This window comes from Paenibacillus sp. Leaf72, assembly GCF_001422685.1.
Taxonomy (GTDB): Bacteria; Bacillota; Bacilli; order Paenibacillales; family Paenibacillaceae; genus Pristimantibacillus.
Genome location: NZ_LMLV01000001.1, coordinates 297780 through 315249, shown reverse-complemented (window position 1 = coordinate 315249; position 17470 = coordinate 297780). Strand labels below are relative to the sequence as shown.

Below are 17470 nucleotides of genomic sequence, written 5' to 3'. Positions count from 1 at the left end.
CTTTTTAGCGACGGCTAAAAGGTTTTTTTGTGTTTATCCTAAAACAGAATTGAAGAAGGGATGAGGCCAAGATGAGGAAACGTTTAACGATAACGAATTTGCAGCAAATGAAAGAGGAGAGCAATAAGCTTACCGTCATGACTGCTTACGATTATCCGTCAGCTATGCTTTCGGAGGAGGCTGGCGTCGATATTATTCTTGTAGGGGATTCGCTTGGCAATGTGGTGCTCGGCTACGATACGACGCTTCCGGTCACTTTAGACGATATGATTTATCATACGAAAGCGGTAGCACGCGGGGCACGCAATACGTTTATTGTGACGGATATGCCCTTCATGACATACGGAATTGGGCGTGAAGCTACGCTGCGCAATGCAGCCAGAATGATGCAGGAGGGCGGCGGCCAGTCGCTTAAGCTTGAGGGCGGCGTCGAAATTGCGGGCGAAGTGGCGGCTCTGGTCAAAGCGGGCATTCCGGTGATGGGACATATCGGGCTCAAGCCGCAATCGATTCACACGCATGGCGGTTTTAAGGTACAAGGAAAGCAGGAGGCGGAAGCAGAGCAAATCCTGCAGGATGCCAAGGCACTTGAACAGGCAGGCGCTTACGCCATCGTACTGGAGCTTGTAACGGAGACGATTGCGGACCGTATTAGCCGCGAACTGTCGATTCCAACGATTGGGATTGGGGCTGGCCGCGGATGCGATGGACAGGTGCTTGTGTATCACGATATTTTGCAATATTCATCACCGGTCATTAAGAAAAAAATGGTTAAAGTGTACGCAGACATAGGCTCGACGATTCGCGATGCCATCGGAGCTTTTGTAAGTGAAGTCAAATCCGGTGAGTTTCCAGCGGAGGAGCATGTGTTCGGCAAAAGGTCTGAGGACGCTGTAGACAGCCTCTATGGCGGTTCAGCGACCCGCGAGCAGACTAATGGTGTCAAAGGTGCGGGTGAAAGCCAGCAGGCTGGAGAGGGGAATGAGCAGCGTGATTTTGTGCCGAACCATAGATGAGCTAAAAGAGCAGCAAAAGAAGATGTGGAGCGGCGGCAGCAAGCCAAGCATCGGTTTTGTGCCAACGATGGGTTATTTGCATGAAGGACATGCCAGTTTAATGCGGCAGGCAGCAGCAGAAAATGATATTAGCGTGCTGTCGATTTTCGTCAACCCGCTGCAATTTGGGCCGAACGAGGATTTTGAAACGTATCCGCGCAATGAGCAGCGCGATTTATCCATCGCTGCTGAAAACGGCATTGATATCGTATTTATGCCATCGGTCAGCGAAATGTATCCGCGCAAGGTGCTGACGAAGGTGCTCGTCAGCGATGTAACAGACCGCTTATGCGGCGCATCGCGCCCTGGTCATTTTGACGGCGTTGGAACGGTCGTCAGCAAGCTGTTTCATCTGGTGCAGCCAGACCGGGCCTACTTTGGCATGAAGGATGCCCAGCAAGTCGCAGTCATTCAGCAAATGACCGATGACTTGAATTTCCCTGTTACGATCGTGCCATGCCCGATTGTGCGGGAGCCGGATGGCCTTGCGCTTAGCTCGCGCAACGTATATTTGAATGCGGAGCAGCGGTCGCAAGCTGTTGCCCTTTCTTCATCGCTTGCAAAGGCGCGGGAATGGATGAAGGACGCCTCGCTAACGCCAGCAGAGCTTGTGAACAAAGTGCGTGCTGCGATTAGCGAAGCACCGCTTGCCAATATCGATTATGTCGAAGTACTGGAATACCCTGCACTTGCCACACCTGTTGCTGACGTTCCTTTTCAAAGTACCCGCAAGCATTACATTTTGGCTTTAGCCGTAAAATTCGGGGCGACCCGTTTAATTGATAATGAGCTGTTTGAACCTTTGGAGGTGAATGGCAATGTTTAGAACGATGATGAAATCAAAGCTGCACCGCGCGACGGTAACGGAGGCAAACCTCAATTACGTCGGCAGCATTACCATTGATGAGGATTTAATGGATGCGGCGGATCTTTGGGCCAATGAAAAGGTGCAAATCGTAAACAATAATAATGGTGCCCGCCTTGAAACATACGTTATAAAAGGGGAGCGAGGCTCTGGCGTTATTTGCCTCAATGGCGCAGCTGCCCGACTCGTACAGCCAGGAGATACGGTCATTATTATTTCTTATGCATCGATGACGGAGGAAGAGGCTAGAAATTACAAGCCGCGCGTCGTTATTTTGGATGAGGCGAACCGTCCGGTGTCGCAAATGACGGAAGAAATTCATGCGACGATTTTGTAAGCAGGCGCAAGTCAGTTCCTCCGTTATGTAAAGGCTGGTTCCAAGTATGAAAAGCACCCGCTTAACAAAGAATGAGGTTATCACTCCTCAATTCTTTGGTGAAGGCGGGATGCATGATGTTCCAGCATATGTTTGCGACGATGAACGAAATGCTCGACAACATTATTGATTCCTACCCTCTGGCGGCGGAGGAACAGAAGCAATATTATGACGAGCAGCTTTACGCTTTGAAGCAAATCAGCGATTCTTTAATTGAGCAATGGATTGATTTTGAAGAAAAATTTGCCGTTTTCACAGAGGAAGAGGCCGAGCCTTCAAATGCTTCACTGCTTACAGCAGCAGCGGAGTATGTAGGACAAGCGCCAGCGGCTGTGCAGCCATTGCCGCCGCAGCAAGCAGAAAAGCCAAACGTCTCACAGCAGCCTATTTCTGGCATGACTGTGGAGCAAGCGGAGCTCATATCCAAAGGACAAGGCTATTATCAATTATTTATGTTTTCCCATGCTGCAAAGCAGTTCCAGCTTGCTGTAAACCACCTGCCGGAATGCAATTTAGCAAGGCTGTTTTTGGCTATGACGAATATGCACCTGCAAAATTGGAGTGAGGCGCAGCGTCATTTTCAACTGCTAATTGGACTTACGGACTATCCGAAATGGCTCGCTTTAAGCTATAATGCCCTTGGGTGCATTCAAGCGGTTCATTTAAACTTGGAGCAGGCAGAGCAATTTTTCCTTAAAGCCTATGAGCTGGACCCAAGCTTTAAGGATCCGCTGAATAATTTGCAGAGCTGCCGGGAACGTCCGCAGCAGTTGTCATTATTGTTCGGCAGCACGGAGCTATGCTGCTTGTGAGAGGATCGGATTTATTTTATGAAATATGCAGTGCTTGATTTGGAAACGACCGGACACAGCGCCTCCGATGATATTTTGCAGGTGGGGCTGGTCCTCCTTGATGATGATCTTGAAGTTATTCATACGTATAATTCGTTTGTAAAGCCAACGATTGCGATACCACCGTTTATTACGCAGCTAACGGGCATTGACGAGGCAATGGTGGCGGATGCTCCTGAGCTGTCTGATGTGCTGATGGATATGATTCCGCTGCTTGATGATGCGGTGCTTGTCGCGCATAATGTCAATTTTGACGCTGGTTTTCTGAACCAAGCGCTTGATCGCAGCGGCTACCACACGTTTGCAGGGCGCAGGCTCGATACGATTGAGCTGCTGCGCATTCTTTTTCCATCGATTACGTCTTACCAGCTTGGTGCTGTGTCTGAGCAGTTCGGCATTACGCATGATCATCATCATCGCGCTGATAGCGATGCGATGGCGACCGCCGTTATATTTGCCAAATCAGTTCAAAAGCTACGGAGCTTGCCGCTGCTGACTTTGCAGCGGTTATCTTCGCTTGTAGACAATGGCAGCGATTTAAGCTGGTTTATTACGCTGACGCTTAAGCAGGTGGAACAGAACATCGTTATGGGTGTTCCGGATTATGATTTTTTCAACCAGTTTGCGTTGAAAGCCAGAGAATGGACAGAGGAAAAGCCCGCGCGAAGCGAAGAGGGAGCCTCGCCTTTGCAGGATATGTCATTCGAGCAATATTTGGATGAAATCAAGCAGCGTTTTATTGAGCAATTCCCGAATTATGAAGAACGCGAAGCGCAGACGACGATGTTCCATGAAGTGTTTGATTCGCTGGATAGCAAACGCCATTTGCTCATTGAAGCGGGAACAGGTACAGGAAAGTCTCTCGGCTATCTGATTCCAGCGCTCTATTATGGTATCCGTCAAGATGAGAAGATAGTCGTCAGCACGCATACCATTAATTTGCAAGAGCAGCTAAGGCATCGCGATGTGCCGCTGCTAAAACAGATTTTGCCGATAGAGTTCCGAGCTTCTATTTTCAAGGGCAGAGGGAATTATTTGTGCCTGCGCAAATTTGAAAGTAAAATAAATACGAGGGATATGATGTCCCCCGTTGATGATGCAATTACTGCCTCACAAATGGTCGTTTGGCTGGGCGAGACGGAAACAGGCGATCAGGAAGAGCTGAATTTCAGCAACAAGGGGACTGATTTCTGGTCGACCGTTGCCAGTGATGCAGATTCCTGTCTGAACCGGGCTTGTCCTTGGTTCAAACGCTGCTATTACCATCGTGCGAAGCATGAAGCTAATATTGCCGATGTGTGCATTACGAATCACTCCATGCTGTTTACAGACATTCAAGCGGATCATCGGCTGCTGCCGACTTACAGCCATTTGATTGTCGATGAAGCACATCATGTGGAGGAAGTAGCAAGCAAGCATTTGGGCATGCAGCTGGGCTATTATTCGATAACGAATGCGATTACGCGGATGTTCAAGGATAGTCGTTCCGGCTTGCTGCCATCGTTGCGCATTCATCTTCAGCAGGAAAGCGATGAGCGGGTTCAAGGCTGGCTTGAGACGATTGACACCATTATCCCGACCTTCACGGAAGTGAAGGAGCATTGGGAGAGGCTCTTTGAAATGCTGTACAGCTTCGTGCAAGCTTCTCCTGACGCGACGGGTGAAAACAATCAATCCGTTTATCGCCTGCGAGGCGACAGTCTGCCTGAAGGCTGGTCCGAAGTGCTCGCCGAAGAGACCAATATTCATACGGAGCTCATTCGCGTGCTGAAGACAGCTGAGAAAATGTCTGAGGAAATTAAAGACCGCATCGATGAGCTGGCCGTACAGGCGCTTGTAACGGATCTGAATGGCGTTTTGCGCGATTTGACGAGAGTTAAGGATGATCTGCGCAGCTTTATGAAAGTCGATCAGACGACTGACGTATTCTGGCTGGAAGCCAACATGACCTACAAGCATCGCTCGCTGCATCTTTATGCGGTGCCGATTGATGTGAGCAGCCAGCTTCAGCAGTATTTATTTGATGTGAAGGACAGCATTATTTTAACGTCAGCCACCCTTTCGGTGCAAAAGTCATTCCAGTTCGCCGAAGAGCAGCTTGGACTTAGCGGCTTTGAAGAGGCGGGCAGACTGCGCACCGTACAGCTGGCATCGCCGTTTAATTACCGGGAGCAGGCGCTCGTCATTATTCCGCGCAATTTCCCTGTTCTTAAAGGCTCGGCGGGCGAGCCCGCATTTATTTCAATGCTCGTCTCTTCTTTGGCAGATGCAGTGCAGCAGACCAATGGCAGAATGCTGGTGCTGTTCACCTCTTACCGAATGCTCAAGCAGGTATATGACCCGCTTAAAGCGGCGCTCGCGGCCACCAGCATTCAAGTGCTGGGCCAAGGCATCGACAGCGGCAATCGTACGAAGCTGACGCGGCGTTTTTTGCAGCAGCCAGAGTCCGTACTGCTTGGTACAAGCAGCTTTTGGGAAGGCGTAGATATTCCAGGCGAAGCCTTGACTTGCCTTGCCATCGTCCGATTGCCGTTCCAACCGCCCAATCATCCGCTGTTGGAAGCGAAGTCGGAATTGCTGCAGCGCCAAAAGCAAAATCCATTTATGAAGCTGTCAATTCCGCAAGCGGTTATTCGCTTCAAGCAGGGATTCGGCAGGCTCGTGCGAACGGCGAAGGATAAAGGCATTGTCATTATTTATGATACGCGAGTGATTGAAACGTATTATGGCAAGCATTTTCTGTATTCCTTGCCTGGCCCGAAAATTGAGCATATGCATATAGAGCAAATTGTACCGAGAATGAAAGAATGGCTTGGTGCCGAGAGGGAGGAGGAGAACGGGTGAAGCAGACGAAAATATCGGAGGCCGTCGTAAGACGCCTCCCCATTTACCTGCAAGTGCTAAACGAGCTGAACAACCGGGAGGTGCAGACCGTTTCGTCCCAGGAGCTTGGCGTCAAGCTGGATTTGAATCCGGCGCAAATCCGTAAGGACTTGGCGTATTTCGGCGATTTTGGCCGTAAAGGCATCGGCTATGATGTGACGTATTTAATTGAAAAAATTCGCCAAATTCTCAAGCTTGATCAGACGATAAATGTCGCGCTTGTCGGTGCGGGTAATTTAGGCCATGCGCTTTGCAATTATAATAAATACTCCAAAGACAATATGAAAATCATCGCGGTGTTTGATGTGCATCCATCTAAAATCGGCTCGCAAATTAATAATTTGACCGTTATGCCGATGGATATGCTGAAACAAACGGTGGAGGAAAACAATATCCGGATCGGCATTATAACCGTTCCCGGATTTGAAGCGCAAAACGTCGCTAATCAATTTATTGACGCCGGCATTGAAGGCTTGCTTAATTTTGCCCCAGCGATATTGAAGGTACCTGAGGAAATTCGCATACATCATGCTGACTTTACGAAAGAGCTGCTAAGTCTGGCCTATTACTTGGAGAGGGAAAGGGATGACGAAAATGAGCCAAATTTGGATTGAAAATGGACGTTTTGTAACGATGGAGGATGGCGAGCATGTGCTGCAAGGGCATATGGTTGTAACCGATGATCGCATTACATATATCGGAGCAGAAGCTCCAACTGGGCTGCAAGCCGATGTGCAAAAGCTGGATGGCAGCAAGCTTGCTTTTATGCCGGGTCTAGTAAACACGCATGGACATGCGGCTATGACTTTGCTGCGCGGCTATTCCGATGATCAAAACCTGCAAGTATGGCTGGAGCAAAAAATGTGGCCGATGGAAGGCAAATACATCGACCTTGATACCCGTGCGGGCAGCGCGCTTGCCGTGGTGGAAATGCTTAAATCCGGTACGACAGCTTTCGTGGATATGTATGACCGCATGGACCAGCTGGCCGAAGTTGTTGAACAGTCCGGCATTCGCGGCTGTCTGACGCGCGGCGTCATCGGCCTTTGCCCGGAGGATGTACAGCAAGCTAAGCTGGCGGAAGCGATTGCTTTCGCACGCGATTGGAACGGCAAGGCCGATGGCCGGATTACGACGATGATTTCGCCGCATGCGCCTTATACATGCCCGCCAGATTATATTGAGAAATTTGTTCAGGCCGCTCATGATTATGATTTGCCACTGCATACGCATATGTCAGAATCGATTGCCGAAGTAGAGCAGAACGTTCGCGATTATGGCGTTCGTCCCGTTCAGCATCTCGACAATTTAGGCTTCTTCTCGCGTCCGGCGCTCGTTGCTCATGCGGTGCATTTGAATGACGAGGAAATTGCGCTGCTGGCTGAACGCAAAGTAGCCGTATCGCATAACCCGGTCAGCAACCTCAAGCTGGCAAGCGGCATTGCCCGCGTGCCTGCTTTGCTTCGCGCAGGTGTAACTGTATCATTAGGCACGGACAGCGCGGCGAGCAACAACAATCTTGATCTATTCAAGGAAATCAATCTTGCGGCTTTGCTGCATAAAGGTGTTTCTGGCGATCCTACGGTTGTGCCAGCCATTGAAGCTTTGCGTATGGGAACGGTATACGGCGCTCGCTCCATTTGGCAGGAGGATTCCATTGGCCGCCTGCGCGTTGGCATGAAGGCTGACTTCATCGCGATCGATATTGAACAGCCGCATTATTATCCACAGACGGATATTGTGTCCCATTTGGTATATGCCGGCTCTGGCCGCGACGTTAAGCATGTATGGGTGGACGGCCGCCAAGTTGTACGGGATGGCGAATGCACGCTGCTTGATGAGGAGAAAATTCGTCACGATGCTCAGGCGAGCTTCGAGAGGCTGTTGAAGGCATAATGCGGGCGAGAACGAGAAAGCCGTTTTGGACGGTAAAACGGGCTGTCTTTATTTCAGTTATTTTTGTTATCGCATTGCTGACCGTTACGATTGTTTATTACCGAACTGTGCATAAGGATTTATGGGCAGAGGAAGCCCCTATTAAAGCGCATGCTATTGAAGCCGCGCAGTTGACGGAAGTCACCGGGATGACGAAGCAGGTGTGGGATGGCATTTCCTGGGTTGTAAAAGGGAATACGGCTGATGAACAAGACGTTTATGTATTTCTAACGACAGCGGAAGGTCCTGTGCTCACGGTGAAAGCGACCGAGCATATTACTCAAGAGCAGGCGGATACTGCTTTACTGGGCAGCGAGCCGGATGCGGATATTAAAAGAACACAGCCGGGTTTGCTGAACGGCGAGCCGGTATGGGAAATTTTTTATAGCCGTGATGAAGCGATAACGAAATATTATTATGCGTATTATTCGTTCCGCGATGGCGCATTTTTGAAGAAATATAGTTTAGTAGGTGACAAGGCGTCCTAGCTGTAATGGATGCCTTAGCTGTAACAGTTGGAATTGCTGGCTATTATTACACCCCCTTATTCAACAGGCGATGTGATATACTTTCGTGTATCGGAGTGGATATGCGTTTGGTATATCACCGTCATTTTGAGAGGGGGATTTTTACGATGTTCAAACTCAAGATTATGCCGATTTTGCTAACAGCTGCTGCGTCCGCCCTCGTTTTATTTGGAGGCTGGCTTATTTATCATCAGGTTGCATTCGCAGCTCCGCTTGCCAAGGCGGTTGATTCAATAGAAGGCATTGCTTCATCCGAGACACCTATTATGGATACGGACCGTATTACTTTCCCGCTGACGCTTTCAGCTGGAGCGGATTTAAAGCATGTATATGAAACGATAGCGGGGCAAAGCAAATCTGTCATTGGAGGCCGCGACATTCAGCTCGATATTGCGAATACAAGCTCGAACGCCAAGCTGGATCAGCTTTGGTCATCGTCTCTATTCAAAGTGGCTGAAGCGATGGAGCACAAAAACTATTCGACTATTCCTGAGACGTTGAAAGCTTTGGCGGATGAACATTCAGGTGTTCACGCCGTTACCGATATGGATGACACCAATATATACATTACGCTGAAAGATGGTACGGCTACGAAGTATATCGTGCTTCCGCGTGTAGCCGCACAGCTGGAGGTGTCCAGTTATGCGTAAATACGGCATCGAAATGGCAATTGGTTTTATTCCGGTATTGATTGCCTTTCTTTTATTTGTGAATGTGAATTTAATGCCTTTTGTGCTGCTTGTCATTATCGCAGCTGCTGTCGTTTATTTAGCGACCGGCAGAGGAAAGCTTGCACATGCTTCAGGTACGAAGCGGCGGAAGGTATCGGACAGCGTGCCATTCTCCTTTGAGCAAATTGGCGGACAGGAGCGTGCCAAGCAGGAGTTGATCGAGGCGCTCGATTTTCTAGTCCGGCATGAGGAACTGAGCAAGCTCGGCATTCGGCCGTTGAAGGGAATTTTGCTGACGGGACCGCCGGGAACCGGGAAGACGCTAATGGCGAAGGCAGCCGCGCAATATACCGATTCGATTTATTTGGCTGCCTCCGGCAGTGAATTTGTGGAGATGTACGTCGGCGTCGGGGCAGGCCGGATTCGTGACTTATTCAAAGAAGCGCGGACGAAAGCGAAGAAAGCGGGCAAGGAAAGCGCCGTTATTTTTATCGATGAGATCGAGGTTATCGGCGGCAAGCGCGATGGCGGACAGCATCGGGAATATGATCAAACGCTTAATCAGCTGCTTACGGAAATGGACGGCATTCATGCGGATACGGCACCGCGGCTGCTCATTATTGCGGCAACGAACCGTAAGGAAATGCTCGACAGCGCACTGCTGAGGCCCGGACGATTCGACCGCCATATTGGTGTGGAGCTGCCGGACAAAAAAGCACGCTATCAAATATTGAATATCCATGCGGCCAACAAGCCGCTTGCCGATACAGTGGAGCTGGAGAAAGTAGCTGCTGAGTCGTTCGGCTTCTCCGGCGCACAGCTTGAGAGCGTCATGAACGAAGGCGCCATTTATGCGATGCGGGAGCAAAGCGAGGTCATTGAAGAGCAGCATCTGGCTATGGCGATTGACAAGGTCATGATGGGCGAGAAGACGGATCGCGAGGCGACGAAGGAGGAGCGCGAGCGTGTGGCGCTGCATGAGCTCGGCCATGCGATATCAGCAGAGCTGCTCCGCCCGGGCAGCGTATCTCAGGTTGCCTTGTCCCCACGTGGTCAGGCGCTAGGCTATGTGCGTCATAATCCAGAGCAGGACCGTTATTTATATACGAGGGATTTTCTGAATGGGCAAATTATGATTGCGCTTGGTGGGGCGGCGGCTGAGGAAATCTTCTACGGCAATCGCAGCACAGGGTCGCGTGGCGACTTTGATCAGGCGATGAACATTGTTCGTACGCTCGTCGAATCAGGCTTAACGGAGCTCGGCATTATTCATCCCGAAATGATGACGCCTGACGCCTGGGCGAAGATCAATCGCTCCATCCTTGACGATTTAATGGCCAAGACGACTGCGATGCTGGCGACGAAGCGTCAAGTTTTTCTGGACGCGCTTGATGTCCTGATCCGTGAAGAAACGCTCAGCGGCATTGAATTTCGTGAATTGCTTAAGAAGTTGTCACATAGCGCATAATAATTCAGCATGAATAATCCTCAATTTATTACAATTTGAAGGCAGACGACATGTCTGTCTTCTTTTTTTTCAGAAAACCGTTATAATAAACATTGAACATAACTATAAAGAGAATGTTTCTCATTTACATGCTGTAGGGAAACGACAAGGAGAGAATCATGTCTATTAAAAAAGTTGGCGTAGTTGGCGCAGGAACAATGGGCCAGGGTATTGCTGAAATGTTGGCCTCTAATGGGCTGGACGTTCATTTAATCGAGATTTCGGAAGAGCGATTGACATATGGCAGGCAAATGATCGAGCTTAGCCTGGACAAACAAATCGAGAAATGGGCTTTGACACAGGCGGAGAAGAAGCTGATTATGAATCGTATTCATATGACTTTGTCTTATGATGCACTGGCCGAATGCGAACTGGTCATTGAGACGGTTACCGAGGACTTGGAAAGCAAGAAGGCTGTCATTAGCCAAATAGACGACATTTGCGGCGCTGATGTTATTTTGGCGAGCAATACGTCGACGCTCAGCTTGACGGAGCTGGCTAGCGCATCTGCACATCCGGAACGGGTGATTGGACTTCATTTCATCTATCCGGTACTCAAAATCGATTTGGTAGAAATTGTTCGTGGTCTTAAAACGAGCGAGGATACCTTTACGAGCACGAAACATTTCGTTGAAGAAATTATTCATAAAAAAGGCGTCATGGTATTTGAATCTCCCGGATTCGTAACATCCCGCCTTATTTGCTTGTTCATAAACGAAGCTCTGCACGTATTGGAGGAAGGCGTTGCTTCTGCGGAAGACATCGACAGCGCGATGCGTATCGGCTATTCCTTCCAGCACGGTCCTTTCGAGATGGCAGACCGCTTCGGTCTCGATTCGGTGCTTGCTGCACTGGACCGCATGTTCCGCGAATATGGCGAGCTCAAATACCGCCCTTCCATCGTCTTGAAAAAAATGGTGCGTGCTGGCCAACTGGGTGCGAAAACTGGCGTTGGCTTTTTCAAATATGACAAGGATGGGGATCGGATCTAATGAAAGTACTCGTTATTAATGCAGGAAGCTCTTCTCTAAAATATCAGCTTTATGACATGCGCAATGAATCGGTGCTGGCAAGCGGCCGAGTTGAACGGATCGGCATGGATTCCTCTATCGTAACGCATGAACCAGCGGACAAGCCGGAAGTGCGCGATGTGAGCGAAATTTTGGACCATGTGACGGCAGTTAAAAAGGTTATCGACATGCTGACTCATCCGGAACATGGCGCAGTTGCGACAATGGATGAAATAGAGGCGGTCGGACACCGCGTTGTGCATGGCGGGGAAGTATTCAACAGCTCCACGCTTGTTACACCTGAGGTTAAGCTTGAAATTCGCCGCTTGTTTGATCTGGCGCCGCTGCATAATCCAGCCCATATGATGGGGATTACGGCGGTTGAGGCGAATATGCCGGGAGTTCCACAGGCTGTTGTATTCGATACAGCGTTCCACCAGTCGATGCCGAACACCTCTTACCTATACCCAATCCCGCAGGTGCTCTACCGTCGCCACAAGGTACGCCGCTACGGCTTCCACGGCACATCGCACCAATATGTGAGCCAGCAAGGTGCAGAGCTGCTTGGAAAGCCGCTGGAGTCGCTTAAAATGGTTACAGCGCATATTGGAAACGGCGCAAGCTGCACGGCGATTTTGGATGGCAAATCGTTTGATACGAGCATGGGCATGACCCCGCTTGAAGGTTTAATGATGGGTACGCGCAGCGGCGATCTTGACCCGGCGATCGTTCCTTTCGTCATGAATAAAGAAGAGCTGACGCTTAGCGAAGTTAATTCCATGCTGAATAAGCATAGCGGCATGCTGGCGATTTCAGGCATCAGCAGCGACATGCGCGAAGTAACGGAAGCGATGGAGGAAGGCGACCGTAATGCGAAGCTTGCTTTTGATATGTACACGTATCGCGTTCGTAAATATATCGGTGCTTATGCAGCTGCGATGAACGGCATTGACGTCCTGCTGTTTACAGCAGGCGTTGGCGAAAACTCTTCGGCGCTTCGCAAAGCGGTATGCGATGGCATTACTTTCCTTGGCATTGAGTTGGATGAAGAGAAAAATGCAAAGCGCAGCAAGGAAGCGCGGGTTATTTCGACAGAGGCTTCGCGCGTGAAGGTGCTGGTTGTTCCTACGAATGAAGAGCTCTTGATCGCTCGCGATACGTATACACTGGTACAAGCACAGGCTGCTGGAGAAACAAACGTTTAAAGAAAGCGGGTTTAACGGAAAGGCGGGCAAGCAGTGAGCAATGATGACATCTGGAAAGCTTACTCGCGCGGTATGGCGGCTGTAATGGAGGAGGGCGGTGTGCATATTTACGCCGTGCTGCTGCGTTCTTATCGGCAGCTTGGGCTGACGGATAGCGAGCTGCTGCTGCTGCTGCAGCTTAAGGCATTTCGGGAAACGGAGGAAAATGGTTTCCCGACGCCAGACGAGCTGGCGGAGCGTATGGGCGCAAGCGAGCGCAGCATTGTCGAGCAGCTTGGGAAGCTGATGAAAGAAGGTTTCCTAGCGATAGATGAGCACTTGGACTCCCAAACAGGTATCCAATCCGAGCAGTATAATTGGAGCGGCTGGCTGCTAAAGGCAGCGGAATGGGCAGCTCTGGAAAAACGCGAGTCGAAAAAAGCGGAGAAAGCACAGCGCCAGCCGGTGCAGCGCGTTGCAAATCCGGTCAATCTGTTTAATATTTTTGAACAGGAATTTGGCCGGCTGCTATCCCCCATCGAATGCGAGACCATTAGCGGGTGGATGGACGAGGATAAATATGCGGAAGAGCTTATTCGCTTTGCCCTTAAGGAAGCGGTATTTGCCGGGAAGCTAAGCTTCCGCTACATTGACCGCATCTTAATCGAGTGGAGCCGCAATCGTGTAACGAACGAGGATGAAGCTCGCGCCCATGCGCAGCGTTTTCGCGGCGGCAGGGGATAAGCGCAGGAAGCGTCTGGTTATTATGCAAGTGAAGTGAATCAATGCGTCTATGGATTGAATATAGCGGCGGCCGTCATCCTTTATAGGGTGGCGGCTGTTTTTTTTAGGCTTTTTGGTTGCTTATTTACGAGAGGTAGGAACTCCGCTAGTGAGAAGCGAATTTAAGAAGTAACTTGATTAAAGGAGATGAGCAGAGCGTGCAGCTTACAAACAAAATTGGAGTAATTGTCGATAGCTTTGGCGTCGGCGTAAGCGAAGGCTTGCGACTGGCAAAGGATGTTGGAGCGGAGGGTGTACAAATATATGCAGTGGATGGAGAAATGGACCCTGCTGTACTGACAGGAGTCAAACGCAAGCAGCTCAAGGACGAAATTGCCCAGCTAGGGCTTGAAATATCGGCGTTATGCGGCGATTTAGGTGGACATGGTTTTCAGGATAAACGGGCCAATCCGTTAAAAATCGAAAAATCCAAACGCATTCTGGATTTAGCGGTTGAACTGGGGACAAACATTGTTACGACCCATATTGGCATCGTACCGGACGATCCGAATAGCGAAGTGTATGCGTCCATGCAGCAGGCGTGCGAGGAGCTGGCGAATTATGCAACTAGCCAACAGGCGTATTTTGCGATTGAGACGGGGCCGGAAACAGCGGCGCATCTGAAGGCATTCCTTGATACGCTAGGCTCGCGGGGCGTCTCGGTTAATTTTGATCCGGCGAATATGGTCATGGTTACTGGAGATGATCCTGTGAATGGGCTGTACCTCCTAAGGGATTATGTTATGCATACGCATGTGAAGGATGGCGTCCGCCACCGTGTTGTGGATCCCCGGCAAGTATATGGAGCGCTAGGCTATGAAAAAATGGACCATGGGCAAATCGCGCAAATGGCGTCCGAAGGCCCGGACTTTTCAGAGCTGCCGCTTGGCGAGGGCCGCGTAAATTTTGATGCTTATTTTAAGATGATACAGACGATCGGGTATCAGGGCTATTTGACGATTGAGCGCGAGGTTGGTACGCAGCCAGAGGAGGATATTCGCAAAGCTGTCGAGTTTATTAGACGATACCGCTAACCTAAATTATGAAGTAGCAGAATCATTTCGTATCAGGCTTGAAATAAAAAAGAGGACCCCTGCTAAATGCAAGGCTCCTCTCATGGCCGCTTAATTCCGCGGTAGTTTGTTTAAACGGTCTAGAATTCGGGCCAGTGATCTGCTCTACCGGAGGGGTAACAAAAAAATAGATTGAACGCAAAATAACGCCATGATATAATCGATAGCGTCATTGACAATGCAGATTAAAGATGTATCCAATTTTATTCCCACTTTAATTGTACATCTGGAACTTTGATTTGTCAATGCTCTTTTTTATCCCGGAAAAACGGAAAAAGGAGTGTGTTCAGGAGAATGGATACGAAGGATTGGCGGCAAGAACAGGAGAGACTGGAATGGATCAGGAACAAGCTGCAGGCGAGGATCGCTGAATTGGAGCCGGAGGTTGCCGGGCTGCGCGATCAAGCTGCGGACATCCGCAAGCGGTTTTGGGAAGAGGTTACGATCAACACAAGCACGCAAGAAGATTTCGAAGAAACCTTCTACACGATTAACCAGCAGTCCGCGGTATTGGCCGAACGGGAGCGGGGCCGCAAGCTATTGGCGCAGCAATGGGACAGCATGAAACGTCTGCATCCATCTCCTTATTTCGGACGCCTCGACTTTCAGGAGGATGGTCTGGGCTTCAGCGAGCAAATCTATATTGGCGTATCTTCCTTCATCGACGATGACGGTTTGAGCTTTCTGATTTATGACTGGCGTACGCCCATCGCGAGCCTTTACTACGACTATTCCCCTGGCTTAGCGTCTTATGTCACGCCAGCTGGACAAATCGAAGGGACGATGGAGCTCAAGCGCCAGTTTCAGATTCAAAGCGGGCAAATCCAGAGCATGTTTGACGCGAGCGAGACGATCGGAGACGAATTGCTGCAGCAAGTGCTCGGCAAAGGGGCGGACTCGCAAATGAAGAGTATCGTGGCCACCATACAGAGGGAACAAAACATCATCATCCGCAATGAAAAAAGCCGGATGCTTATCGTACAGGGGGCGGCCGGCAGTGGCAAAACTTCAGCGGCATTGCAGCGAGTGGCGTATTTGCTGTACAAACATCGCCAGTCGATCAAGGCCGATCAAATCGTTCTTTTTTCGCCGAATCCGATGTTTACCAGTTATATCTCCACCGTCCTACCGGAGCTTGGTGAAGAGAACATACAGCAGACGACTTTTCAAGAATATCTCGACTATTGGCTAGGTTCTTCGTTACGGCCGGAGGATGCTTTTGATCAAATTGAATATGTACTGACCGCACAAGGGGTGCCGGGGTATGAGGCTCGACTTCAGGGGATCGAATATAAAGCTTCCGAGGTTTTCCTGCAAGCCCTGAAGGACTATGGCGTGTGGTTGGGACAAAAAGGCATGCGATTCAACGGTATCCGGTTTCGGGAACGCGATCTGATTGCCGCAGAGCGAATAAAAGCGAAATTTTACGAATATGACCGTTCTCAGCCGTTGCTCAATCGTATCGAACTTTTACAGGAATGGCTGCTGAAAGAACTGGCTTTGCTGGAACGTAAGGAGCGGGAAGCGCCTTGGGTGCAGGAAGAGCTGAATTATCTCGATGCCGAGCAGTACGCGGAAGTTTTCGGAATGCTGCACAAAGATAAGGAAGTATTCGACATTGCGGAACAATACGCGGTAGTTCGCGAGAAAATAAGCAACAAGCTTCGGGAAGATGAAGGCGACTTTGACTTCGCCACAAGGGAGGAAGAGCTGCACCGCCGCAGGATCGTGAAAGAATGCTTTAAACCGCTAAGGAAAATGGTGAAGAAGCTCTCGTTCGTAGATATTAAAGGCATATATGGCCAACTGTTTGTTGACGAAGCCGCTTATCAAGAGAAAACGAATGGGGCTGTCATCCCACCGCTGTGGCCTGAAATATGCAGGCAAACGAAGGAATCGCTGCTTCGCAATGAGCTATTCTACGAGGATGCGACTCCTTATTTGTATGTAAAAGAACTGATCGAAGGCGTCCGGACGAACAAGGAAATCCGGTATGTGTTCGTAGACGAGGGTCAGGATTATTCGCCTTTTCAATATGAATATTTAAAAAAGCTGTTTCCACGTGCTCGGATGACGGTGCTCGGTGATTTTGGGCAAGCGATCTTCATGCAGGCTACAAGTTTGTCCGCATCCGACTCGCCGCTGGTCCGCCTTTATGGCGAAGCCGAAACGAGCCTAGTATGCCTTGTACGCAGTTATCGTTCAACCAGGGAGATAGTTGAATTTACGAGATCGATGCTTCCAGGCGGGGAAGAAATTGCACCTTTTGAAAGGCGAGGCCACAAGCCCCTTCTGACGAGAAGGGCCAGCGAGGAGAAGCGTGATGCGCAAATGATGGCAGACATCGCAGCGCTCAGGGCTGAGGGCTTCGATTCCATCGCCGTCATTACGAAGACCGCAGCCGAAAGCCGGGAGGCTCATGAATCGTTGCGGATATATGGAGGCGCAGCTCTGCAGCTCATTACGAAGGAGACGCTGGGCTTTGAAAAAGGAGTGATGGTCATTCCCGTGTATCTCGCCAAGGGTGTCGAGTTCGATGCAGTTTTGATCTATGATGCTTCGCCCGAAGCTTATGGACAGGAAAACGAACGCAAGCTTCTTTATACGGCATGTACGCGGGCCATGCATCGGCTTCACCTTTATACGACGGGCAATTGGTCGCCGTTCATGCAGTCATTGCCTGCGAATTTGTATGAGGAAGCAGCATATTGATGGATCGGGGAAGACGTGTCATAAACTTTGCAAATGAA

The 17470-nt window shown here is 49.8% G+C and carries 15 protein-coding genes; all 15 read left to right on the top strand.

Features of this window, described 5'->3' with window-relative positions:
• Positions 1-71 precede the first annotated feature (71 nt).
• Positions 72-1016, top strand: coding sequence for a 3-methyl-2-oxobutanoate hydroxymethyltransferase (gene panB, locus ASF12_RS01310; protein WP_056028715.1), 945 nt, complete (start codon positions 72-74; stop codon positions 1014-1016).
• Complete coding sequence (gene panC / locus ASF12_RS01305) at positions 991-1881, top strand: pantoate--beta-alanine ligase (RefSeq protein WP_056032640.1); 891 nt, start codon at positions 991-993, stop codon at positions 1879-1881. Before panB ends, panC begins: the two co-directional genes overlap by 26 nt.
• Positions 1874-2257, top strand: coding sequence for an aspartate 1-decarboxylase (gene panD, locus ASF12_RS01300; RefSeq protein WP_056028712.1), 384 nt, complete (start codon positions 1874-1876; stop codon positions 2255-2257). The genes panC and panD overlap by 8 nt, the downstream gene beginning before the upstream one ends.
• Before the next feature lie 113 nt (positions 2258-2370).
• Complete coding sequence (locus ASF12_RS01295) at positions 2371-3108, top strand: hypothetical protein (RefSeq protein ID WP_056028709.1); 738 nt, start codon at positions 2371-2373, stop codon at positions 3106-3108.
• 18 nt (positions 3109-3126) lie between these two features.
• A complete protein-coding gene (gene dinG / locus ASF12_RS01290; RefSeq protein WP_056028706.1) occupies positions 3127-5991 on the top strand; it encodes an ATP-dependent DNA helicase DinG in 2865 nt (954 codons plus the stop codon).
• Complete coding sequence (locus ASF12_RS01285; protein ID WP_046232083.1) at positions 5988-6644, top strand: redox-sensing transcriptional repressor Rex; 657 nt, start codon at positions 5988-5990, stop codon at positions 6642-6644. The genes dinG and ASF12_RS01285 overlap by 4 nt, the downstream gene beginning before the upstream one ends.
• Positions 6625-7926, top strand: coding sequence for an amidohydrolase (locus ASF12_RS01280; protein WP_442952509.1), 1302 nt, complete (start codon positions 6625-6627; stop codon positions 7924-7926). Before ASF12_RS01285 ends, ASF12_RS01280 begins: the two co-directional genes overlap by 20 nt.
• Entirely contained in the window at positions 7926-8453 is a 528-nt protein-coding gene (locus tag ASF12_RS01275) for a hypothetical protein (protein ID WP_056028699.1), read from the top strand. Before ASF12_RS01280 ends, ASF12_RS01275 begins: the two co-directional genes overlap by 1 nt.
• 146 nt (positions 8454-8599) lie before the next feature.
• A complete protein-coding gene (locus ASF12_RS01270) occupies positions 8600-9142 on the top strand; it encodes a hypothetical protein (RefSeq protein WP_056028696.1) in 543 nt (180 codons plus the stop codon).
• Positions 9135-10631 carry an AAA family ATPase gene (locus ASF12_RS01265; protein WP_056028693.1) on the top strand — a complete coding sequence of 499 codons (1497 nt, stop codon included), beginning with the start codon at positions 9135-9137 and terminating at the stop codon, positions 10629-10631. Before ASF12_RS01270 ends, ASF12_RS01265 begins: the two co-directional genes overlap by 8 nt.
• A gap of 158 nt (positions 10632-10789) precedes the next feature.
• Positions 10790-11662: a 3-hydroxyacyl-CoA dehydrogenase family protein gene (locus tag ASF12_RS01260; protein WP_056028690.1), complete on the top strand. Its 873-nt coding sequence runs from the start codon at positions 10790-10792 to the stop codon at positions 11660-11662.
• Positions 11662-12885 (top strand): acetate/propionate family kinase, encoded by a 1224-nt coding sequence (locus ASF12_RS01255; RefSeq protein WP_056028687.1) that lies wholly within the window; start codon positions 11662-11664, stop codon positions 12883-12885. The genes ASF12_RS01260 and ASF12_RS01255 overlap by 1 nt, the downstream gene beginning before the upstream one ends.
• A 33-nt stretch (positions 12886-12918) precedes the next feature.
• Positions 12919-13608 carry a DnaD domain protein gene (locus ASF12_RS01250; protein WP_081418557.1) on the top strand — a complete coding sequence of 230 codons (690 nt, stop codon included), beginning with the start codon at positions 12919-12921 and terminating at the stop codon, positions 13606-13608.
• 197 nt (positions 13609-13805) lie between these two features.
• Positions 13806-14681, top strand: a complete 876-nt coding sequence (locus ASF12_RS01245) for a sugar phosphate isomerase/epimerase family protein (protein ID WP_081418556.1) — start codon at positions 13806-13808, stop codon at positions 14679-14681.
• A 333-nt stretch (positions 14682-15014) separates the two neighbouring features.
• Positions 15015-17432, top strand: coding sequence for an RNA polymerase recycling motor HelD (gene helD / locus ASF12_RS01240; RefSeq protein ID WP_056028685.1), 2418 nt, complete (start codon positions 15015-15017; stop codon positions 17430-17432).
• Positions 17433-17470: the final 38 nt, after the last annotated feature.